This is a genomic window from Polaromonas sp. P1_E12 (assembly GCF_056405975.1).
On record NZ_JBFUBB010000007.1, the window covers coordinates 290,348 to 310,509 of the forward strand.

The 20,162-nt window shown below is 62.8% G+C and carries 20 protein-coding genes; 7 read left to right on the forward strand and 13 right to left on the reverse strand.

Annotated features, from left to right (window positions below):
• Window positions 1-3 precede the first annotated feature (3 nt).
• The 13 genes from AC1D13_RS19650 to AC1D13_RS19710 form a co-directional block, all read right to left on the reverse strand.
• Entirely contained in the window at window positions 4-1,068 is a 1,065-nt protein-coding gene (locus tag AC1D13_RS19650) for a DKNYY domain-containing protein (protein WP_477690148.1), read from the reverse strand.
• On the reverse strand, window positions 1,065-2,342 hold the full coding sequence (locus tag AC1D13_RS19655; RefSeq protein WP_477690149.1) for an amidohydrolase family protein: 1,278 nt from the start codon (window positions 2,340-2,342) through the stop codon (window positions 1,065-1,067). Before AC1D13_RS19655 ends, AC1D13_RS19650 begins: the two co-directional genes overlap by 4 nt.
• Before the next feature lie 22 nt (window positions 2,343-2,364).
• Window positions 2,365-2,826, reverse strand: a complete 462-nt coding sequence (locus AC1D13_RS19660) for a hypothetical protein (protein ID WP_457280802.1) — start codon at window positions 2,824-2,826, stop codon at window positions 2,365-2,367.
• Entirely contained in the window at window positions 2,826-3,767 is a 942-nt protein-coding gene (locus AC1D13_RS19665; RefSeq protein WP_477690150.1) for an ABC transporter permease, read from the reverse strand. Before AC1D13_RS19665 ends, AC1D13_RS19660 begins: the two co-directional genes overlap by 1 nt.
• Before the next feature lie 171 nt (window positions 3,768-3,938).
• Window positions 3,939-5,018: an ABC transporter permease gene (locus AC1D13_RS19670; RefSeq protein ID WP_477690151.1), complete on the reverse strand. Its 1,080-nt coding sequence runs from the start codon at window positions 5,016-5,018 to the stop codon at window positions 3,939-3,941.
• A complete protein-coding gene (locus tag AC1D13_RS19675) occupies window positions 5,015-6,751 on the reverse strand; it encodes an ABC transporter ATP-binding protein (RefSeq protein WP_477690152.1) in 1,737 nt (578 codons plus the stop codon). Before AC1D13_RS19675 ends, AC1D13_RS19670 begins: the two co-directional genes overlap by 4 nt.
• Window positions 6,726-7,169 (reverse strand): VOC family protein, encoded by a 444-nt coding sequence (locus AC1D13_RS19680; protein WP_457280806.1) that lies wholly within the window; start codon window positions 7,167-7,169, stop codon window positions 6,726-6,728. The genes AC1D13_RS19675 and AC1D13_RS19680 overlap by 26 nt, the downstream gene beginning before the upstream one ends.
• A 1-nt stretch (window position 7,170) precedes the next feature.
• On the reverse strand, window positions 7,171-8,178 hold the full coding sequence (locus AC1D13_RS19685) for a 5'-methylthioadenosine/S-adenosylhomocysteine nucleosidase (protein ID WP_457280807.1): 1,008 nt from the start codon (window positions 8,176-8,178) through the stop codon (window positions 7,171-7,173).
• A 34-nt stretch (window positions 8,179-8,212) separates the two neighbouring features.
• Entirely contained in the window at window positions 8,213-9,214 is a 1,002-nt protein-coding gene (locus tag AC1D13_RS19690; protein WP_477690153.1) for a BMP family protein, read from the reverse strand.
• Between the two features lie 96 nt (window positions 9,215-9,310).
• Window positions 9,311-9,952, reverse strand: a complete 642-nt coding sequence (gene upp / locus AC1D13_RS19695; RefSeq protein ID WP_457280809.1) for a uracil phosphoribosyltransferase — start codon at window positions 9,950-9,952, stop codon at window positions 9,311-9,313.
• Between the two features lie 109 nt (window positions 9,953-10,061).
• Entirely contained in the window at window positions 10,062-11,381 is a 1,320-nt protein-coding gene (locus AC1D13_RS19700) for a URC4/urg3 family protein (protein ID WP_457280810.1), read from the reverse strand.
• Complete coding sequence (locus AC1D13_RS19705) at window positions 11,374-12,705, reverse strand: GTP cyclohydrolase II (protein WP_457280811.1); 1,332 nt, start codon at window positions 12,703-12,705, stop codon at window positions 11,374-11,376. Before AC1D13_RS19705 ends, AC1D13_RS19700 begins: the two co-directional genes overlap by 8 nt.
• A 118-nt stretch (window positions 12,706-12,823) precedes the next feature.
• Window positions 12,824-14,338, reverse strand: a complete 1,515-nt coding sequence (locus AC1D13_RS19710) for a helicase HerA-like C-terminal domain-containing protein (RefSeq protein WP_477690154.1) — start codon at window positions 14,336-14,338, stop codon at window positions 12,824-12,826.
• 75 nt (window positions 14,339-14,413) lie between these two features.
• On the opposite strand from AC1D13_RS19710, the gene AC1D13_RS19715 reads away from it, so the two are divergent.
• The 7 genes from AC1D13_RS19715 to AC1D13_RS19745 all read left to right on the forward strand — a co-directional run bounded on the left by AC1D13_RS19715 (window position 14,414) and on the right by AC1D13_RS19745 (window position 20,159).
• Window positions 14,414-15,139, forward strand: a complete 726-nt coding sequence (locus AC1D13_RS19715) for a YebC/PmpR family DNA-binding transcriptional regulator (protein WP_457280813.1) — start codon at window positions 14,414-14,416, stop codon at window positions 15,137-15,139.
• An 81-nt stretch (window positions 15,140-15,220) separates the two neighbouring features.
• Window positions 15,221-16,522 carry a phosphoribosylamine--glycine ligase gene (purD, locus tag AC1D13_RS19720; RefSeq protein ID WP_457280814.1) on the forward strand — a complete coding sequence of 434 codons (1,302 nt, stop codon included), beginning with the start codon at window positions 15,221-15,223 and terminating at the stop codon, window positions 16,520-16,522.
• A 51-nt stretch (window positions 16,523-16,573) separates the two neighbouring features.
• Window positions 16,574-17,491, forward strand: a complete 918-nt coding sequence (hemF, locus tag AC1D13_RS19725) for an oxygen-dependent coproporphyrinogen oxidase (RefSeq protein ID WP_457280815.1) — start codon at window positions 16,574-16,576, stop codon at window positions 17,489-17,491.
• On the forward strand, window positions 17,491-18,120 hold the full coding sequence (gene nadD, locus AC1D13_RS19730) for a nicotinate (nicotinamide) nucleotide adenylyltransferase (RefSeq protein WP_457280816.1): 630 nt from the start codon (window positions 17,491-17,493) through the stop codon (window positions 18,118-18,120). The genes hemF and nadD overlap by 1 nt, the downstream gene beginning before the upstream one ends.
• A 29-nt stretch (window positions 18,121-18,149) precedes the next feature.
• The gene (gene rsfS / locus AC1D13_RS19735) at window positions 18,150-18,962 is read left to right on the forward strand and encodes a ribosome silencing factor (protein WP_477690155.1); all 813 of its coding nucleotides are present in this window, start codon (window positions 18,150-18,152) and stop codon (window positions 18,960-18,962) included.
• Window positions 18,959-19,426 (forward strand): 23S rRNA (pseudouridine(1915)-N(3))-methyltransferase RlmH, encoded by a 468-nt coding sequence (gene rlmH / locus AC1D13_RS19740; RefSeq protein ID WP_436154540.1) that lies wholly within the window; start codon window positions 18,959-18,961, stop codon window positions 19,424-19,426. Before rsfS ends, rlmH begins: the two co-directional genes overlap by 4 nt.
• A gap of 130 nt (window positions 19,427-19,556) precedes the next feature.
• On the forward strand, window positions 19,557-20,159 hold the full coding sequence (locus tag AC1D13_RS19745; RefSeq protein ID WP_457280818.1) for a Maf family protein: 603 nt from the start codon (window positions 19,557-19,559) through the stop codon (window positions 20,157-20,159).
• Window positions 20,160-20,162 lie beyond the last annotated feature (3 nt).

Genomic DNA, 20,162 nt, shown 5'->3' on the forward strand with positions numbered 1-20,162 from the left:
CCGTTAACGCGAAACGCCATCGCAGAGCTTGTCAGTCGCTGGTGCATCCGCGTTGACCTTGCATGTGATCTTGTTTTCGTAAAAACGGTAGTTCTTGTCTTGTCCGTTTTGAGACGCCGGCGCGACAAAGCTTTCCGGATCAGCGATATCCATGCGTTCGTCGTTGTAATACACACCGTTCTTGTCTTTGGTGTACGGAGGCTGCAAAACGGTAAACGTTGCCAGATCTCGGTCGATCTTTTTATACATCTTGAAAACTGAGCGGTCGTCAGAGGTGTATTCAGAAAAAGGAGGGTAGCGTCGTACGGTGGTTGGATCCAGTCCCACGATTTCTCTACCCTCCAGATAAACGGCCCGCCTGTCTTTCCACAGAGATTCTTTGATTTGCTCGATAGTGGCGGAGTCCGCTTCCGGAATGGCCACGAATCTGTAGTAAACACGGTTCTTGTCGCGCGCCATGGAGACCGATGGGTTCAATCCTTCAAAAGATTTGACATCGACATCTAAAAGCTGTCCGCGGTAATACACGTTTGTGCTGGTCCGGACGGTATCGTATGTTTTGGGTACGAACTCAAAGCCTTCACCGGCCAGAACCGTGTCTTTGTAGAAGTAGCGCTGACCGTCTGTCGCATACGCCACGTAAGCCGCAGATTGAGAGTCTCCAAGAATGCGAAAGTCCGCGATGCGGGTTGTAATGCGCCGATCGAGCCCGTACACCGCGGTGTTGTCTTTCGCGAAATACCTGTTGATGAATTCGAAGGTGTTCGGATCAGCGCTGGCTATCGGCTTTCCCCTGTGATAAACGCGGCTCTTGTCGCGTACATAGTCAGTCACCCCTCCGCTGCACGGCCCCGTTCCCTTGAATGGATCAACAACCGACTTCATGCTGTGCGGATCGACCTCCGTGGGGATTATTTGCTCACCGCGACCGTCTCCCGAACTAAAGATGAAGACTATTTTTCCGTCTTTCATTTGATAGTCAGATCGATCAGCAGGGCAACTCAGCGCATGTGCGCTTGAGGTCCATGCCGAAACAGTCAGTAGTGCTACCAGTATGTGGCGGTTCATTTAAGAAAGTCCACAGAGCTAGGGCGCTCGGTGAGGCCTAACTGCGTCACCTGCTTCGGTGTCTCGGCCAGCACTTTTCCTTTTCTCCACACCTTCAACCGGTTCGCGCGCAACCGGATCGCCTCCACCGGGTCCCGCGCCTGCAGCAGCACAAAACTCGCGTCGCAGCCCACCTCCAGGCCATAGCCCTTGAGGTGCATCACCTTGGCGGCATTCGCCGTCACCGCATCAAAGCACTGGCGAATGCCTTTCTGGCTCGTCATCTGCGCCACGTGCAGGCCCATGTGCGCCACTTCCAGCATGTCGCCGCTGCCCATGCCGTACCAGGGGTCCATTACGCAGTCGTGGCCGAAAGCGACGTTGACGCCTGCCGCCATGAGTTCGGGCACGCGGGTCATGCCGCGGCGTTTGGGGTAGGTGTCGTGGCGGCCTTGCAGGGTGATGTTGATGAGCGGGTTGGCGATGACGCTGACGCCACTCTCGGCGATCAGGGGCAGCAGCTTGCTGACGTAGTAGTTGTCCATGCTGTGCATGGAGGTGCAGTGGCTACCGTTGACGCGGCCCTGCAGGCCCAGGCGCTGGGCCTCGTAAGCCAGGGTTTCGATGTGGCGTGAAAGCGGGTCGTCGGACTCGTCGCAATGCATGTCGACCAGCAGGCCGCGTTCGGCCGCAATTTCGCAGAGCCGCTTCACGCTGGCGGTGCCGTCGGCCATGGTGCGTTCAAAGTGCGGGATGCCGCCGACCACGTCTACGCCCTTGTCGAGTGCGCGCTCAAGGTTGTTGATGCCACCTTTTGTTCGCAACACGCCGTCTTGCGGGAAGGCGACCAGCTGCAGGTCGATGTAGGGGGCGACCTGCTTTTTGACTTCAAGCAACGCGTCTACCGCCAGCAGGCTGGGGTCGCTGGTATCTACATGGCTGCGAATAGCGAGCAGGCCTTTGGCCACGGCCCAGTCGCAGTAGGTGAGGGCGCGTTCGATAAGCGCTTCGGCTGTGAGCAGCGGCTTCAGCTCGCCCCACAGTGCGATGCCTTCGAGCAGTGTGCCGCTTTCATTGACGCGCGGCAGGCCGTAGCTCAGCGTGGCGTCCATGTGGAAGTGGGGGTCGACGAAGGGCGGGCTGAGCAGGTAGCCCTCGGCGTCTACCGTCTCGCGGGCTTGCGCGCCAGTGATGGGGCCTTCGCTGACCTCGGTGATCTTCCCGTTTTGCACGGCAATGGAGATGTTGTTGCGGCCATCGGGCAGGCTGGCGTGGGTGATGAGGAGGTCGAGCATGGCAGTGAAGATGTATTGGGTTTCAGTGTGCGCGTTGCGCGCGGTAGCGGTACTGGCCATTGGCCGGACCGACCTCGATAGTGACGCGGCGCAACTTGTCGTCATGGCCTGAGGCGGCGCGCGCCGTGAGCGTGATGCCGCGCGGCGTTATGCGGCATGTTAGGCCGCTGAGCATGATCTCCGAGTGGTCGTTGTTCAGTTCGGCGATCCCCACGGTGTGCCCGGCATGCAGGCTGCCGTTGGCGTCGCGTGTCATCCACTGGATGTAGAGGAATGATTGTGCGTACTGGTCGGCGTGCACGACGCGGTAGGTGCCCTGGTGGTCCTTGCCCCATGTGCCGCACATCTGCACCCAGCTTACAGCGTCAGGTGTCTTGAAGCTGTCGTAGCTGTAGTCACTGCCCAGCGCCTGCGCGTTGGCGCAGCCCAGTACCAGCAAGGCGGCCAGCAGCGTGCCGCGTGGGGCAAGGGGTGTCGTCGTCATCAGCGCTCGCCTTTTCGATAAGGTTTCATCAACGCCTGAGGATACGCCGCCTTGCGCGCCACCAGCACCAGCGCCAGGATGGAGAGGGCGTAGGGCAGCATCAAGTACACCTGATAGGGCACATTCACGATGCCCGAGGTTTGCAGGCGCAGCTGCAGTGCGTCGAAGAAGGCGAACAGCAGCGCGCCCAGCAGTGCCTTGCCGGGCCGCCACGAGGCAAACACCACCAGTGCCACGCACACCCAGCCGCGGCCATTGACCATGTTGAAGAAAAAGGCGTTAAACGCCGACAGCGTGAGGAAGGAGCCTGCCACGCCCATGAGTGCCGAGCCGGCCACGATGGCGGCGGTGCGGGTAGCGGCGACGGAGACACCCTGGCCTTCGGCGGCCTGGGGGTTCTCGCCGACCATGCGGATGGCCAGGCCGGCCGGTGTGCGGTAGAGCAGCCAGGCGATCAGCGGCACCAGCAGCAGCGCCAGCAGCGTGAGCGAGGTTTGCGCGGCCAGCACATTCAGCCCGCCGCCGGGAAAGCCGTCTAGCCAATGCATGGGGGCAAAGGGTGTGATGGTGGGTGGCGTGTCGACCTTGGGAAAGCTGACGCGGTAGCCGTAGTAGCTGAGCGAGGTGGCCAGCAAGGTGACGCCGAGCCCGGACACGTGCTGCGACAGCGCCAGGCCGACCGTCAGAAAAGCGTGCAGCAGGCCGAACACCGCACCGGCAAGCGCCGCCACACCGACGCCTACCCACAGGGGGGCGCCGCCGTACACGGCCAGCCAGCCGCTGAAGGCGCCGGCAACCATGATGCCCTCGATGCCCAGGTTGAGCACGCCGGCACGCTCACACAGCAGTACACCCAGGGTGCCCAGGATGAGCGGCGTGGCGATGCGCAGGACGGCGATCCAGAAGGGCGCGGCGGCGAGGATGTCGAGCATTTCAGCCATGCAGGAAGCCTCTTCCCATTGGCATGCAGGCTGCAGGCGCTATGAATTTAATAGCTGGTCGCGCTTGTCTGTATTGGCTTGTGGCTATTATTTTCTTAAGAACTGTGCGCGCGGCTTCAGCCCGGGTGGCAGTGGCTGCATGGGTTGGCAGGGCGCGGGTGCTGAAGAATTTCATGCGGCCCGGCCTTTTTCTTTGACTACCAGCCGGTATTGCGTCATCAACGTGGCCACCAGCACCGAGATCAGCGACGCCGCCACGATGACGTCAGCAATATAGGTCGGCACGCCCACGGCCCGGCTCATGGTGTCGGCGCCGACCAGCACGCCTGCCACAAACACGGCTGCCGCCAGAACGCCCATGGGGTTGAGCGCGGCCAGCATGGCGATCACGATCCCGGTGTAGCCGTAGCCGGGCGACATGTCGAGCGTGACGTAGCTGGTGCGGCCGGCCACCTCGATGGCGCCGGCCAGTCCGGCCAGCGCGCCCGAGAGCAGCGCAACCAGCACCACCGTGCGGGTAACGGGCACGCCGGCGAACGCCGCGGCTTTGGCGTTGGCGCCTACAGCGCGTATGTCAAAGCCCAGCACGGTGTACTTCAGCAAGGCCCACAGCGCCACAGCCAGCGCAGCGGCCCACAGCAGGCCGGTGTGGATGCGTGTCTGCGCGACGAGCCTGGAAAGCTCCAGATCGCCCTGCAGCGCCACGCTTTGCGGCCAGCCCATGGCGGTGGGGTCTTTCATGGGGCCGTCGAGCATGGCCGACACAAACAGCAGCATGATGAAGTTGAGCAGCAGGGTGGTGACGACTTCATCGACGCCCAGCCGGGCCTTCAGCAGGGCCGGGCCCAGCAACAGCAGCGCACCGGCAACGGCGGCGGCCAGCATCATCAGCCCGAACAGCAGCCAGGTGGGGAGCTCAAAACCGGTACCCCCATGCATGCCGCCCACAGCCACGGCGGCCAGCGCGCCGGCATAAAGCTGGCCTTCGGCGCCAATGTTGAAAAGCCTCGCCTTGAAGGCCACCGTGGCGGCCAGGCCGGTCAGGATAAGGGGCACCGCACGGGTGAAGGTTTCGCTGAGGGCAAAGACGGAGCCAAAGCCGCCCTTGAACAGCAGCACGTAGGTTTGGCCCAACGGTGCACCGGCCCACAGCACCAGCAGTGCGCTGATCAGCAAGGTGAAGACGATGGCGCCTATGGGCGCGAGCACCAGGGCCAGCTTTGAGGTTTGTGTTCTTTTCTCCAGCCTCATAACTGGTTGGCCCCCACGCTTTTCACTTCGTGTACTGCGCTGCCCCCCGAGGGGGCCCTCGCTCCTTGGGGCGGCCCGGCGGCGCTCGAGTCACCCCCATTGGCTCCAGCCATGGCCAGCCCAATGGCCTCGCGTGTCCAGGCTTCGGCGGGCAGAGCCTCCGTCAGCTGGCCCGCGTGCATCACCGCCACGCGGTCGCCGAGCGCCACCACTTCGTCCAGGTCATCAGAAATGACCAGCACGGCCGCGCCGGCGTCTCGTGCTGCGATCAGTTGCTGCTGCACATAGGCAACGGCGCCGATGTCCAGGCCCCAGGTGGGCTGGTGGGCGATGATCAGTTTGGCCGGCTGGGGTGCGGTTTCGGAAGAGGGGAAACATTTTTCCGACGGGCCGCCCCTAGGAAAAATAGCCCCCTCGGGGGGCAGCGCAGTACGCGAAGCGACAAGCGTGGGGGCCACGAGCGCCCGCCCGAGGATGAGCTTTTGCATATTGCCGCCCGACAGCGAGCGCGCCGCGGTGTCCGGTCCGCCGCCGCGCACGTCAAACTCGCGCATGATGCGGGCTGCATGGGCCTGCGCGGCCTTGCGCTTGACCCACAGCACTTTGGAAAACACCGGGCTGCGCAAGCGCTCTGACACGGCGTTTTCCCAGACGCTGAGGTCGCCAGCCACGCCCACGCCATGCCGGTCTTCGGGGATGCGCGCCACGCCCTGGGTGACCAGCCAGGCTGGCGAGGCCTTCATGGGTTGGCCCAGAAATGTCACGGAGCCCTGGCTGGCGGCGCGGGTGCCACACAGCAGGTCGGCCAGGGCGAGCTGGCCGTTGCCTGAGACCCCCGCAATGGCGACGATTTCACCGGCCTTGAGCTGAAGCGAAACGCCATCCAGGCGGTCTTGCCCCGCATCGGCCGTGCTGACGCCTTCCAGCGTGCAGACCGGCAGGCCGGTTGACGGCGCGGGGCGGCGTTGTGTGGTGGTGACGGCGTGGCCGACCATCCATTGCGCCAACTGCGCCTGGCTGGTACCGGCGGCAGGTGCTTCGGCCACCAGCTTGCCACCGCGCAGCACAGCCACCCGGTTCGACACGCGCAGCACCTCGCCGAGCTTGTGGCTGATGAAAATGATGGACAGGCCTTGCGCCACCATCTGGCCCAGCGTATCGAAAAGCGCCTCGCTTTCCTGCGGCGTCAGCACGGCGGTGGGTTCGTCCAGGATCAGGATGCGTGCACCGCGGTACAGCGCTTTCAGGATCTCGACACGCTGGCGTTCACCGACCGAGAGGCTGCCCACCTTGGCATCGGGCGCCACGGGCAGGCCAAAGCGCCGGGCCACGTCCAGCAGCCTGGCACGGGCTGCTCTGCGACGTGAAAACAGTTGCCACAGCGGCTCGCTGCTCAGCATCACGTTGTCGAGCACACTGAGGTTGTCGGCCAGCGTGAAATGCTGGTGCACCATGCCGACACCCGCCGCCAGCGCGGCCTTGGGGTTACCCGGTGGCAGCGACTGGCCAAAGATTTCGATGTGGCCTTCGTCGGCGGTGTAGTGGCCAAAGAGGATGGACACCAGCGTGGACTTGCCGGCGCCGTTTTCACCCAACAGCGCGAGGATTTCACCGCTGTGCAGTTGAAGCGAAATCGCGTCGTTGGCAACCAGCGGGCCGAAGCGTTTGGTGATGCCGTTCAGCCGCAGCACCGGCGGCTGTGCGTTCTCAGCCGAGGGATGCCCAGTGGTCATGCCGGTCGCGCCGCTCCTGGCGGTAGTTGGTGATCTCCAGACGAAGGCCGTCGGGGTCGGTGAAAAAAGTGGCCCAGTAGTCGGGTGCGTATTCGCCGTGGTTGTGCGGCTCGCTGGCGTTGATGCCGGAGGCCTGCAGCAGCCGTGCGCATTCGGCCACGTCTTCGATGGTGTCTACGCGCAGGCAGAAGTGATGAAGGCCGGGCGAGTATGAGTCGTGCGCGGCTTGCGAGCGGGCTGGCCGCAGCACATAACCAAAGTGGCGGTTGTAGTACTGGATGTGCGGGTCGCCGCCGATGGTGAAGGTGTTTTTGCGGCAGCTGAGTGCCTTGAGCATGAGCTTGTCGTAGAACGCTTCCGACTCGGCCATGTTGCTCACGGCAATGTAGATGTGGTCGATGCCGGTGAGCTCGGGCATGTTATTTCCAGGCCGCGAGAAACGCCAATAGAACCTTGGCCGAGTTGTCGGCAGCGATGTTCATGAAAGTGACCATTTCATTGGCGGCTTCACCGCCGCCGGCCAGGTCGCTGAGCGACCGGAAGGCGATGTAAGGCACGCTGTTGCTGTAGGCCACCATGCCCACGGCGGCGGTTTCCATGTCGAGTACGTTGGCCTGGAAGGTCTTGAAGGCGTATTCGCGGAAGGCAGCATTGTCGACAAAGGCCTGGCCCGACACGCCGTTGCCGCCCACCATCAGCTGCGGTTTGTGCGTGAGGCATACCCCCGCGTTGCAGGCGCCGAGTTCGATGTTGCCCATGCCCCTGGCAACCGCGAGCATCCGGGGGTCGACTTCAAACCAGAACTTGCGTACGGGCGCCGGGTTGGCGGCGGTGCGCGTTTCAACCGGGCGCGGGTGCAGCATGCCGAAGGGCGCCAGGGTCTGCGCCTCCATGCGCGGCGGGATAGTGAAGCGGCCCGGCGAAGTTTCGCGTGCCATCAGCACTTCAAGGTATTGGCTCCATTGGGTGGGTACGCTGACGTCGCCGATGTGCAGGGCCGGGTTGACGCCACCGGCGATGCCGCTAAAGACGATGTGGGTGATGTTGAAACGGTCCAGCACCAGCTGCGTGTTCATGGACGCATTGACCATGCTGATGCCGGAAAGGAACAGCACGACCGGCTTGCCCTGCAGGGTGCCGGTGGTGAAATCGACGCCGTTGATGCGGTGCCTGGCGGGGCCTTGCAAGCGGTTGAGCAACAGGGTCAGTTCGGGCTGAAAAGCCGACATCACCGCGATGCGGGGCGTGGCGTCAAGCCGGACAGGAATGCCCGCAGCTGCGCCTGATGGATTGGATGGGACAGACGCCGGACCCGCACATCCCAACAGGCCAAATGACAGAAAGGCCAGGAAGGCCAGCGGCGCCGCGGCCCGCCAGGCAACAGGCTGACTGAAAAGAAAACGCCGCAGGCAAAACAGGGAATGCATACGGCGCTTTCAGGTGGGGCGGTGAAACGCCGGCTTATTTGGCGGTGGACTTGGGCTGGCCGTCGTCGACCTTGACGGTGAACTTGCCGGCCAGGATGTCGGCTTCTTTGGCCTTGACCTTGGCAACGATGTCGGCGGGCACCTTTTTCTCGAAGGTGCCCAGCGGGGCGAGTTCGGAGCCCTTGTACTTCATCATGGAATACTGGCCGTAGTCTTCGGCCTTGAATTTGCCTTCCTTGACGGCCTTGATCGCGCGGTCGATGCTGGGCTCCATGTTCCACAGGGCCGACGCCACCACGGTGTCGGGGTATTTGTCTTGCGTGTTGATGACGTTGCCGATGGCCAGCTTGCCCTTTTCCTTGGCGGCGTCGCTCACACCGAAGCGCTCGGCGTACATCACGTCGGCGCCCTTGTCGATCATGGCGAAGGCGGCTTCCTTGGCTTTGGGCGGGTCAAACCAGCTGTTGATGAAACTCACGCTGAACTCGACCTTGGGGTTGGTTTCTTTGGCGCCTGCCATGAAGGCGTTCATCAGGCGGTTGACTTCGGGAATCGGAAAACCGCCGACCATGCCGATCTTGTTGCTCTTGGTCACGCCGCCGGCGATCATGCCGCTTAGGTAGGCCGGCTCCTGAATGTAGTTGTCGAACACCGAGAAGTTGGGCTCCTGCACCTTGCCGGACGAGCCCATGAGGAAGGACACTTTCGGGAAGTCCTTGGCGACCTTGCGGGCCGCGGCCTCCACCGCAAAAGCTTCGCCGACGATGAGCGCGTTGCCGGCCGTGGCGTATTCGCGCATGACACGTTCGTAGTCGGCATTGGAGACGTTTTCAGTGGCCTTGTATTCGATCTCCCCGCGCGCTTCGGCGGCTTTGAGCGCCTTGTGCAGGCGGCTGACCCATTGCTGCTCAAACGGCACGGTGTAGATGGCCGCAACCTTGGTTTTGGCTGCCTGGGCAAGGGCCAGGCCGGGCAGGGCGGTTGCGAGGGCGGTTGCCAATAGAACGAGCTGGCGGCGCTTGAAAATCTGAGGCATGGGATTCTCCGGTTGGGTTTTCAGGTGGGTTGGCGGTGTCTGGAAACTGCTATCAATTCAGGAGCTGCTTGCGCACGTCCATAAAGGGCGGAGGCCTTATTTGGTTCCGAAGATCCGGTCGCCCGCGTCGCCCAGGCCCGGCAGGATGTAGCCATGGCTGTTGAGTTCGCGGTCAATGGCGGCGGTGTAGATGGGCACGTCCGGGTGGGCGGTCTGCAGGGCCTTGATGCCTTCGGGGCAGGTCAGCAGGCAGACGAACTTGATGGACTTGGGGTTGAGCTCCTTGAGCCGCTCGACCGCCGCGATGGCCGAGTTGCCGGTGGCGAGCATTGGGTCGACCACGACAATGTCGCGCTCTTCCATGTCGTGCGGCATCTTGAAGTAGTACTCGACCGCCGTCAGGGTTTTCGGGTCGCGGTACAGGCCGACGTGGCCGACGCGGGCGCCGGGCACCACGCTGAGCATGCCTTCAAGAATGCCGTTGCCGGCGCGCAGGATAGAGACAAACACCAGCTTCTTGCCGTCGATGACTTTGGAGGTGGTGATTTCGAGCGGGGTCTCGATCTCGATGTCCTGCATCGGCATGTCACGCGTGACCTCGTAGGCCATCAGCATGCTGAGCTCGTTGAGCAGGGTGCGGAAGGTGTTGGTGGAGGCGTCCTTACGGCGCATCAGGGTGAGCTTGTGCTGTACCAGCGGGTGGTCGATCAGGTGGACTTTGTTGCTCTGGATGGTCATTTTCTTGTGTGCCTCTGTGTTCTGTCTTTGTTTTGTTCGGTTGTTATTTTTATTCTGCTTTTACCTGTGCCTGTGCCCGTCGGGTCCGCGCATCTTTCGGGATCGATGTTCAGAATACGGTGCCGTCGCTTTCGATGTTCAGGGGCGGCAAACCTTGATGCAATTGCTGTGCCAGTGCACGCCCTGCGGCCCAGGTGCCGCCTTCGAGCACGCAGGCCAGCGGCATCTGCTCGGCGGTCAATCCCAGCTGCTCACGCACCAGTGGCGCGAGCTCGTCGAGAAGGGCCACGGTAAGCGCGCGCCACTCCACGATGAGTTCGTCGCCGGCGGCATGCAGGCGCCCAGCCTGGGCCGGGTCTTTCAGCACCAGCACACCGGCGTCGAGGAACAGGCCGCCGTTGCGGTATTCGGGCAGGCCGGTCAGCGCGTCTAGCCCTTTGACCTGCACACCGGCCCACTCGAAAGGCTCCAGCAGTGAATAGGTGAGCCACTGCGACAGCTTGTGGAAAGGCATCCAGCCATGGCTGGGCCCAGCTTTTTCGGATTCATCGTCGCCTGCCGCGCTGTGCTGCCAGCAGTCGCCCAGGGGAATGTTGCCCATGACATTTTGGGCTGGCCAAATAGACGAGAGGCTGGTGAGCAGCACCGACAGCAGCTCGTGCGCCTCGATAGCACTTTGCCCGGGTTGCGCCAGCGCTTCAAACAAATGGCCGGGACGGCCGCGCTGGCCAAAGAGCGCAGGCTGGTCCTGAAGTGCCTGGCCGAGGCGCCGCAGCAGCGCGGCGCGGCCTTCGAGGCCGATCAGCGGGTTTTCGGGCGTGACCTGAAAAGCCAGGGCAAGCTGGTCTGCGGTAATGGTTTTGAGCTTGAGGGCATCGGCCTGCAGCGGTTGCTGTGGATCGCTGGAAAAGAGCCCAGCCATGAAGGCGTGAAAACTTGCCACCCCCAGGCCTTCGGAACGGCTGTATTCGCTGCAGGGATGCTCTCCCTGGGCGGCTTCGAGGTAGTGCCACTGGGCGCCGGCACCGGCGTCCAGCAGCACGCTGATGAGCGCGAGGTCAATCTGCGCGCGGGCGCGCCCGGCAGGCGTGGCGGATGCCAGTGCTGCATTGAGTAAACCCAGGCGGTCAATGCCGCCAGCTTCAAAATGTCGCCAGCGGCTGTGGTACGGAATGTCCAGGTCCGGGTAGCGGGCGCGGGTGATTTCAGCAACCAGCGCAGCGGCGGTGGTCATGGCGCCGTCGTTGACGGTAAACCAGGCGGATTCGCCGCGGCGTGCGCGCTCAAGCAGGGCAGAGGCGCGGGCGCGTATGGTTCTGGTGGAACGCAATTCTGCGGCGGCGCTGATCCCGCGCAGGTTTCCGGCGATGGTATAGGTGGCGTTGGCGGGGTTGCTGGGACTGTCAGGAGCGGGTGTGGTTTCAGACATCCAGCCCCCGGCCCTTGGCTTTTTTCAGTTCTTCGGCGTCGGGCACCGCGCCGGGGGTGAAATAGCCTGCGGCCATCTTGGCGTCCATTTCGACCTGGGCGTCGGCCGGGATCATGTGCTCGGGAATATTGATGCGCTGAACTACCTCGATGCCCGAGCGGGTGATGGCGTCGTACTTCATGTTGCTCATGGAAACGAGCCGGTGGATCTTGCGGATGCCCAGCCAGTTGAGCACGTCTGGCATGAGTTCCTGGAAGCGCATGTCCTGTACGCCGGCCACGCATTCCGTGCGGTTGAAGTACTGGTCGGCGGTGTCGCCGCCCACCTGGCGCTTGCGGGCGTTGTAGACCAGGAATTTGGTGACTTCGCCGAGCGCCCGGCCCTCCTTGCGGAAATAGGACACAAGGCCCACGCCGCCGCGCTGGGCACCCTGGATGCACTCTTCAATGGCGTGTGTGAGGTAGGGGCGGCAGGTGCAGATGTCTGAGCCGAAGACGTCGGAGCCGTTGCATTCGTCATGCACGCGGGCTGTGAGCTCGATGTCGGGGTTGGCGAGGTCGCGCGGGCGGCCAAAGATGTAGGCCGTGAGGCCGCCGATGGGCGGCAGGAAGACTTCCAGGTCGCTGCGGGTGACGAGCTCGGGGTACATGCCGCCGGTTTCTTCAAACAGCACGCGGCGCAAATCGGTTTCGCTGCAGCCAAAGCGCCGGGCAATTTCGGGCAGGTACCAGACCGGTTCAACGGCGACCTTGGTCACCATGGCCGCGCCGCCGGCTGTCAAAAACTTGCCGTCGGCCTTGAGCCTGCCGGACTGCAGGGCTTCGATCACCTCGGGCAGGATCACGTGGGCCTGGGTTACGGCGATGGTTGGCCGGATGTCGTAACCCGCTGCCAGCTCACTGGAAAAAACGTCGGCCACCATCGCGCCCCATGGGTCCATGGCGACGATACGGCCAGGCTCGCTCCATTGCGGGTAGGGGCCGATCACGTCGGTCGGCGAGGTGTTGGTGAGGTCGGCCTTGTGGCTGGCCTTGAGCGCGCCGGAAGCAACGGCGAGCGCGCGGTAGACGCTGTACGAGCCGCTGTGCGTGCCGATGACGTTGCGGTGGCTGCGTTTGGTGGTGGTGCCCACCACCGGGCCGCGTTCGGTGGCAGTGGCGGCGGCCCAGCGGATGGGCAAGGCGCCATAACCTCCTGCGTGAGAGGTCAATCGGATGTGGGAGACCGCAGGGCTGGCCGGAGCTGTGGAGGAGGCAGGCGCAGAAACAGGCGAGGGGGAGGCCGGCCTTGGATCGGGTGATTTGGCGGCAACTTCAGCAGGCATTGCGGATCCTTAAAAAATCCAATGTAGCGATGCGTGCCGGGATTGACAAGCCCGGCAGTTTTGCCGGGTCGTTAATTTGCGACAGGCCCGGCCGAACGCACCGGGTCTGTGCGCAGGCTCAGCGTTTTTTGCCGCCGAAGATGCTGCCGAGGACGCCGCGGATGATTTCCCGGCCCACGGCCGAGCCCATGGTACGCACGGCGGACTTGGCCATGCTTTGCGCCAGGCCGTCGTGTTTGCCGCCGCGCGGGCCCGTGGTGCCGAACAGGACGTCGTTGAGCCCGCCCATGATGCCGCCCGAATCGGTTTGGCCGGCCGCGCCGCCCTGGGGAGCTTTGGCCGCTTCCGTGGCCGCGACTTCCGCGCGGCCTTTGATGGCTTCGTAGGCCGATTCGCGGTCTACGGTCTTTTCGTAGGCACCGGCCACCAGTGAGTTTTGCAGCAGCAGCTGGCGTTGTGGCGGTGTGATGGGACCGATCTGGCTGCCGGGCGGCAGCACGTAAACGCGTTCCGTCACGCTGGGACGGCCCTTGCTGTCGAGAAAGCTCACCAGGGCCTCGCCAACGGCCAGTTCGGTGATCGCGGTTTCGATGTCGAGGCCGGGCTTTTGCCGCATGGTCTGGGCGGTGGCCTTGACGGCTTTCTGGTCGCGGGGGGTGAAGGCGCGCAGGGCGTGCTGCACCCGGTTGCCAAGCTGTGCCAGTACTGAATCGGGAATGTCCAGCGGATTTTGTGTCACGAAATACACGCCGACGCCTTTGGAGCGCACAAGGCGCACCACCAGCTCGATGCGCTCCACCAGCACCTTGGGCGCTTCGTTGAAGAGCAGGTGGGCCTCGTCAAAGAAGAAGACGAGCTTGGGCTGGTCAGGGTCGCCAATTTCAGGCAGTTGTTCGAACAGCTCGGACAGCATCCACAGCAGGAAGGTGGCGTAGAGGCGCGGCGAGTTCATGAGCTTGTCGGCGGCCAGGATGTTGATCACCCCTTTGCCATCAACGGTTTGCATGAAGTCGCTGATGTTGAGCATGGGCTCGCCGAAGAACTTGTCGCCGCCCTGGCTTTCGACCTGCAGCAGCCCGCGCTGGATGGCGCCCACACTGGCGGCGCTGACGTTGCCGTACTTGGTGGTGAACTCGCTGGCGTTGTCGCCGACGTACTGCAGCATGGCGCGCAGGTCTTTGAGGTCGAGCAGCAGCATGCCGTTGTCGTCGGCAATCTTGAACACCAGGTTGAGCACGCCGGCCTGGGTTTCGTTGAGGTTGAGCATGCGGCCCAGCAGCAGCGGGCCCATGTCGGAAATGGTGGCGCGCACGGGGTGGCCCTGTTCGCCGAAGACGTCCCACAGCGTGGCGGGGCAGGCCAGCGATTCGGGGAGGTCGATGCCGCGCTCCTTGAGGATGGTGGCCATTTTGTCGCCGATGGTGCCGGCCTGGCTGATGCCGGTCAGGTCCCCTTTGACGTCGGCCATGAAGACCGGGACACCGATTTTCGAGAAGTTTTCGGCCAGTGTTTGCAGCGTGACGGTCTTGCCGGTACCCGTGGCGCCGGTGATCAGCCCATGGCGGTTGGCCAGGGCGGGAAGGATCTCGCAGTGGATGGAATCGTGCTTGGCAATCAGTAACGGCTCGGCCATGGGGTGTCCTGGAGTGAAAAAGTAAAATGCGGGTTGTAGATTAAATCAATTAATCAGTCTGAAAAGGGATTCTTCGTGGCCGGTCACAGTAAATGGGCGAATATTCAACACCGCAAGGGGCGCCAGGATGAAAAGCGCCAGCGCATCTGGACCCGTGTGATGCGTGAAATCATGGTGGCGGCCCGCATGGGCGGCGGCGACCTGGGCACGAATCCGCGTCTGCGTCTGGCAGTGGACAAGGCCAAGGCGGCCAACATGCCCAATGAGAACGTCAAATACGGCATTGCCAAGGCCACGGGCAGCCTGGAAGGCGTGCATTACGAGGAAGTCCGCTACGAAGGCTACGGCATCGGCGGTGCGGCCATCATCGTGGACTGCATGACCGATAACAAGGTGCGTACCGTGGCTGAAGTGCGGCACGCTTTTTCCAAACATGGCGGCAACATGGGCACCGAAGGCTCGGTGGCTTTCCAGTTCAAGCACTGCGGCCAGCTGATTTTTGCGCCCGGCACCAGCGAAGACAAGATCATGGAAGTCGCGCTGGAGTCCGGCGCCGACGACGTCATCACGCATGAAGACGGTGCCATTGAGGTGTTGACGCCTTACACGGGCTTTGAAGCCGTGAGGAACGCGCTGGAAGCCGCCGGCCTCAAGCCCGAGATTGCCGAAGTCACCATGCGCGCCGACAACACCATAGAACTTGCCGGCGAGGATGCCCGCAAGATGCAAAAACTGCTGGACGTGCTGGAAGACCTGGACGATACCCAGGATGTGTTCCATAACGCCGAGTTGTCTGAATAAGAAAACCAAACACGCAGCCACAATGAAGCAACAACACCACAACAGCAAAAGCAAAGCCAGGCACACAATGAAAGCAGCAGCATGAAAGTTTTAGTGGTGGGCGGCGGTGGCCGTGAGCACGCCCTGGCCTGGAAACTGGCGCAGTCTCCCAAGGTTCAGGCGGTGTATGTCGCCCCAGGCAATGGCGGCACTGCGCTGGATGCGCGCCTTGAAAATATTGACATCACCGACGTGAAGGCGCTGCGCGAATGGGCGCTGACCGAAAAGATCGCGCTGACAGTGGTGGGCCCCGAGCAGCCGCTTGCGGCCGGTATCGTTGACGAGTTCCGTGCGCACGGCTTGCGGGTCTTCGGCCCGACCAAGGCGGCGGCGCAGCTGGAAAGCTCCAAGGCGTTCTCCAAGGCCTTTATGAAGCGCCACGGTATTCCGACGGCTGAATATGAAACCTTCACCGACGCTGCGGCGGCCCACGCCTACGTGGACGAAAAAGGCGCCCCGATAGTCGTCAAGGCCGACGGCCTGGCGGCCGGCAAGGGCGTGGTGGTGGCCATGACGCTGCACGAGGCGCACGAGGCCATCGAATTCATGCTGGCGCCAAATCCCGACTTCAACCCGCTTGGCGTGGCACACAACGAGGGTGGCGCTCGGGTGGTGATTGAAGAATTTTTGCAGGGTGAAGAAGCCAGTTTCATCGTGATGTGCGACGGCAAGAATGTGGCCGCCATGGCGACCAGCCAGGACCACAAGCGCCTGCTGGACGGCGATGAAGGCCCGAATACCGGCGGAATGGGAGCCTATTCACCGGCCCCGGTCGTTACCCCCGAAGTGCACGGCCGCGCCATGCGCGAGATCATCCTGCCGACCATCAAGGGCATGGAAAAAGACGGCATTCCGTTCACCGGCTTTTTGTATGCCGGCCTGATGATTGATGCGGAAGGCAAACCGAAAACACTGGAATTCAACTGCCGCATGGGCGACCCGGAGACGCAGCCGATCATGATGCGCCTCAAAACCGACCTGTATGAGGTGATGATGGCCGCCACCTCGGGTGCGCTGGACCAGATCGAGCTGGACTGGGACCGCCGGCCAGCCCTGGGGGTGGTGATGGCTGCGCACGGTTATCCACTGAGCCCGCGCAAGGGCGACGTGATTCATGGGCTGCAAAAAGGCGCCGATGCGGCCGAAGACGCGATGGTGTTTCATGCCGGAACACGAAAACAGGGCGATTCGACGGTAACGGCTGGCGGCCGGGTCCTGTGCGTGACGGCACTCGGCAGCACGGTGAAGGCCGCGCAGCAACGTGCCTACGAAGTTGCCCAGGACATTGGATTTGATGGTGCGCAGTACCGCAAAGACATCGGCTGGCGCGCGGTCAAGTCTTGATCGCCAAATGAGCGCTGGTTTTTCCCTCCGCCCTTCGGGTAACACTGCAGCATGACCGATATTTCAAGCGTTCGAGACTTTCTGTTGGCGCTGCAGCAGCGCATCACCGGCGCGGTTTCCGGGATCGACGGCCAGTCCTTCACGGCGGACCATTGGCAGAAAGCGCCCGGCGAGACGCTGCAGGGCAATGGCATCACCATGATCCTGGAGCAGGGCCAGGTGTTTGAGCGTGCCGGCTGCGGGTTCTCGCATGTGCGGGGCCCCAAGCTGCCGCCTTCGGCGACGCAGCACCGTCCGGAATTGACAGGCGCACCGTTTGAGGCCCTGGGGGTTTCGCTGGTGTTTCACCCGCGTAATCCCTACGTGCCGACAGTCCATATGAATGTGCGCATGCTGGCCGCGACCCCGGTGGCAGGCTCGGGCGAGGCCGTCTGCTGGTTTGGTGGAGGCATGGACCTGACGCCTTATTACGGGTTTGAAGAGGACGCGGTGCATTTCCACCAGACCTGCAAGGACGCGCTGGCACCGTTTGGCGACGACAAGTACCCCCGGTTCAAACAATGGTGTGATGAGTACTTTCACCTGAAGCACCGGCAGGAGCAGCGTGGAATTGGCGGCGTTTTCTTTGACGACTTCCAGGAGCTGGGGCCGGACCGGAGTTTTGCCCTGATGCAAAGTGTGGCTGACTCTTTCTTGCAGGCCTATTTGCCAATTGTTGAGCGGCGCAAGGACACGCCATATGGTGAGCGGGAGCGCGAATTCCAGCTTTACCGGCGCGGCCGATATGTGGAGTTCAACCTTGTGTGGGACCGCGGCACGCACTTTGGTTTGCAATCCGGGGGGCGCACGGAGTCGATCCTGATGTCCATGCCGCCGCTGGCGAGCTGGTCTTATCAGCGGGGCGTAGAGACTGGCAGCCCTGAAGAGCGCCTGTATACGGAGTTTTTGCCGAGACGGGACTGGGTTTGATGGCAACGCCGTCACCTGCGCAAAAGCGCATCGGCATGTTTGGTGGTGCGTTTGATCCGCCGCACAGCGCACACGTTGCACTGGTTCAAGAGGCGATCAGGCAGTTTGGCCTTGATACCTTGTATGTCGTTCCGACCGGCCACGCCTGGCACAAATCCCGCGCCTTGAGCGCGCCGGCTCACCGGCTGGCCATGGCCAGGCTGGCTTTTGGCGATATTTCCGGCGTTCGGGTGGATGAGCGCGAGGTGCAACGCACCGGGCCGACTTTCACCATTGACACGCTTTTGGCGCTCCAGGAGGAGAATCCGGGCGCCCAGCTTTACCTGTTCATTGGCGCAGACCAGTTTGCCGTCTTCAGGCAATGGCACCGGTGGCAGGACATTCTTGACCTCGCTATAATTTGTATAGCTGATCGCGCACAATCCACGCTGGCTGGAGCTCAATTTGAGTCCTACGAAAGCCGCAGCAACCGTTTTGTCCTGCTCAATCTTCCCCTGATGCCTGTCAGCGCCACCCAGATTCGCCAGTTAATGGCCTCCGGAGCCGCGGTGACAGGGGGAATTACCCAGTTGGTCCCTGAAGCCGTTGCGCGTTATATTTCACTTCACCAGCTGTACGGTTCCCATTAATTTCCCACTTTATCGAAGCAAAACACTGCATGACATCCACCACCGTCAAAACCTCCGCCGCCGCCGACAAAAAGGACGTGCAGAAACTGCAGCGTGCCATCATTGACGGTCTGGAAGACGTCAAGGCGCAGGACATCCAGGTGTTTGACACGGAGCACATCACGTCATTGTTCGAGCGCGTGATCATCGCCTCCGGCAGCTCCAACCGCCAGACCAAGGCATTGGCCGCCAGCGTGCGGGATGCCGTGCGGGACGCCGGTTTTGCCAAGCCGCGCATCGAAGGCGAAGACAACGGTGAATGGATCATTGTTGATTGCGGCGCCGCTGTGGCGCACATCATGCAGCCGACCATTCGCCAGTACTACCATCTGGAAGAACTCTGGGGCGACAAGCCCATCAAACTCAAGCTGGGCGCGCCCGCGCCACTGGTGAAGGCGTCCAAATCCGAGGCCGAACCGGAGGCCAAACCCAAGACTTCCCGCGCTGGCGCGAAAACTTCCGCGAAACCAGGCGCAAAGACCACCGCGAAGTCGGCGGCCAAAGCACCTGCAAAGGCGCCGACGGCCCCCGATTCAAGCTATGTGGGCCGGGTCGGCAAGACCAACGACTGGACCGCCAAGCGCAATGCCGCCACGCCTGCGACCGAACCAGCCGCCAAGCCGGCCCGGGCAGGCGCCAAAGCGGCTCCTGCCAGGTCATCGGCAAAACCTGCGGTTAAGACACCAATTGTCAAAGTGCCCGTAGCCAAAAAGGTGGCGGCGAAGAAAACTGCGGCCAAAACCGCCGCTAAAACAGCAGCCCGCAAACCCGCCGCCAGGAAAACTCCGTCCCGGAGCAAATGAGGCTCACGATCGTAGCGGTCGGCCAGAAAGTGCCCGACTGGGCGCAAACGGCCTATGACGACTACGCCAAGCGCTTCCCGCCAGAGCTGAAAGTCGAGCTCAAAGCCGTCAAGACCGAGCCTCGCGCCTCCAAGACCCTGGAAAACCTGCTGTCGGCCGAGCGCGGGCGCATAGAGGCGAGCATCGCCCGCGGCACCCGCGTCGTGGCGCTCGATGAACGCGGCACGGCCGTCACTACCGTGGCACTGGCTGAACGACTCAAAGCCTGGCAACTCTCCGGTGACGACGTCGCCATCGTGATCGGCGGGCCTGACGGGCTGGACGCCGGCTTCAAGCAGGCCGCGCACGAGCGCCTGCGCCTCTCGGACCTGACCTTGCCGCATGCCATGGTGCGTGTGCTGCTGATTGAGCAGCTTTACCGCGCCTGGAGCATCACGATCAACCATCCTTACCACAGAGAGTGATGAAGCCCCCACGGTCGCTCCCTTCGTGTAGCTTCCTGCCCCCGAGGGGGCCGCTGCGCCTGCGGCCCGGCAAAGCCAGTTCCGCGGCTCCTGCTGGTTTGAATATCCAAATACCTGAATAACCTGCTGTATGCCTGAATTTATCTACCTGGCCTCGCAAAGCCCACGGCGGCGACAACTGCTGGAGCAACTCGGCGTGCGTCACGAACTGCTGCTGCCGGACGCCGATGAGGACGCCGAATCGCTGGAGGCGGTGTTCAAGAATGAAGCGCCTGCCACCTACGTCCAGCGCGTCACCGGCCTGAAGCTGGATGCCGCGGTCACCCGCATGAAGCGGCGCAAACTGCCGCCGGCGCCCATCCTTTGTTCGGACACTACGGTGGCCATGGGGCGGGTGATTTACGGCAAGCCGGAGGACGCGAAAGACGCGGCCCGCATGCTGCGCGAGCTTTCGGACGGTACGCACAGGGTGCTGACCGCCGTGGCGGTGCAGTCCGGGCGCCGTCGTTTCGAGGCGCTGAGCATTTCGCGTGTCAGTTTTGACGCGCTGACGACCGCGCAGATCCGCAGCTATGTGGCCAGTGGCGAGCCTATGGGCAAGGCCGGCGCATATGCCGTGCAGGGCAGGGTGGCGATGCACATCAGCCGTATCGATGGCTCCTACAGTGGCATCATGGGGCTCCCGCTGAGGGAAACCGCCCAGCTGCTGCAGGCCGCGGGTATCCGCCTCTAGCGC

Bases quoted from the DNA above. Each gene is read 5' to 3' on its own strand.
- AC1D13_RS19680 (WP_457280806.1), bottom strand. From the start codon at position 7,169: ATGCCCGAGCTCACCGGCATCGACCACATCTACATTGCCGTGAGCAAC.
- upp (WP_457280809.1), bottom strand. From the start codon at position 9,952: ATGACCATCCAGAGCAACAAAGTCCACCTGATCGACCACCCGCTGGTA.
- AC1D13_RS19685 (WP_457280807.1), bottom strand. From the start codon at position 8,178: ATGCATTCCCTGTTTTGCCTGCGGCGTTTTCTTTTCAGTCAGCCTGTT.
- AC1D13_RS19660 (WP_457280802.1), bottom strand. From the start codon at position 2,826: ATGACGACGACACCCCTTGCCCCACGCGGCACGCTGCTGGCCGCCTTG.
- AC1D13_RS19655 (WP_477690149.1), bottom strand. From the start codon at position 2,342: ATGCTCGACCTCCTCATCACCCACGCCAGCCTGCCCGATGGCCGCAAC.
- AC1D13_RS19670 (WP_477690151.1), bottom strand. From the start codon at position 5,018: ATGAGGCTGGAGAAAAGAACACAAACCTCAAAGCTGGCCCTGGTGCTC.
- AC1D13_RS19745 (WP_457280818.1), top strand. From the start codon at position 19,557: ATGCCTGAATTTATCTACCTGGCCTCGCAAAGCCCACGGCGGCGACAA.
- AC1D13_RS19650 (WP_477690148.1), bottom strand. From the start codon at position 1,068: ATGAACCGCCACATACTGGTAGCACTACTGACTGTTTCGGCATGGACC.
- rlmH (WP_436154540.1), top strand. From the start codon at position 18,959: ATGAGGCTCACGATCGTAGCGGTCGGCCAGAAAGTGCCCGACTGGGCG.
- nadD (WP_457280816.1), top strand. From the start codon at position 17,491: ATGGCAACGCCGTCACCTGCGCAAAAGCGCATCGGCATGTTTGGTGGT.
- purD (WP_457280814.1), top strand. From the start codon at position 15,221: ATGAAAGTTTTAGTGGTGGGCGGCGGTGGCCGTGAGCACGCCCTGGCC.
- AC1D13_RS19700 (WP_457280810.1), bottom strand. From the start codon at position 11,381: ATGTCTGAAACCACACCCGCTCCTGACAGTCCCAGCAACCCCGCCAAC.
- rsfS (WP_477690155.1), top strand. From the start codon at position 18,150: ATGACATCCACCACCGTCAAAACCTCCGCCGCCGCCGACAAAAAGGAC.
- AC1D13_RS19675 (WP_477690152.1), bottom strand. From the start codon at position 6,751: ATGACCACTGGGCATCCCTCGGCTGAGAACGCACAGCCGCCGGTGCTG.
- AC1D13_RS19690 (WP_477690153.1), bottom strand. From the start codon at position 9,214: ATGCCTCAGATTTTCAAGCGCCGCCAGCTCGTTCTATTGGCAACCGCC.
- hemF (WP_457280815.1), top strand. From the start codon at position 16,574: ATGACCGATATTTCAAGCGTTCGAGACTTTCTGTTGGCGCTGCAGCAG.
- AC1D13_RS19705 (WP_457280811.1), bottom strand. From the start codon at position 12,705: ATGCCTGCTGAAGTTGCCGCCAAATCACCCGATCCAAGGCCGGCCTCC.
- AC1D13_RS19665 (WP_477690150.1), bottom strand. From the start codon at position 3,767: ATGGCTGAAATGCTCGACATCCTCGCCGCCGCGCCCTTCTGGATCGCC.
- AC1D13_RS19710 (WP_477690154.1), bottom strand. From the start codon at position 14,338: ATGGCCGAGCCGTTACTGATTGCCAAGCACGATTCCATCCACTGCGAG.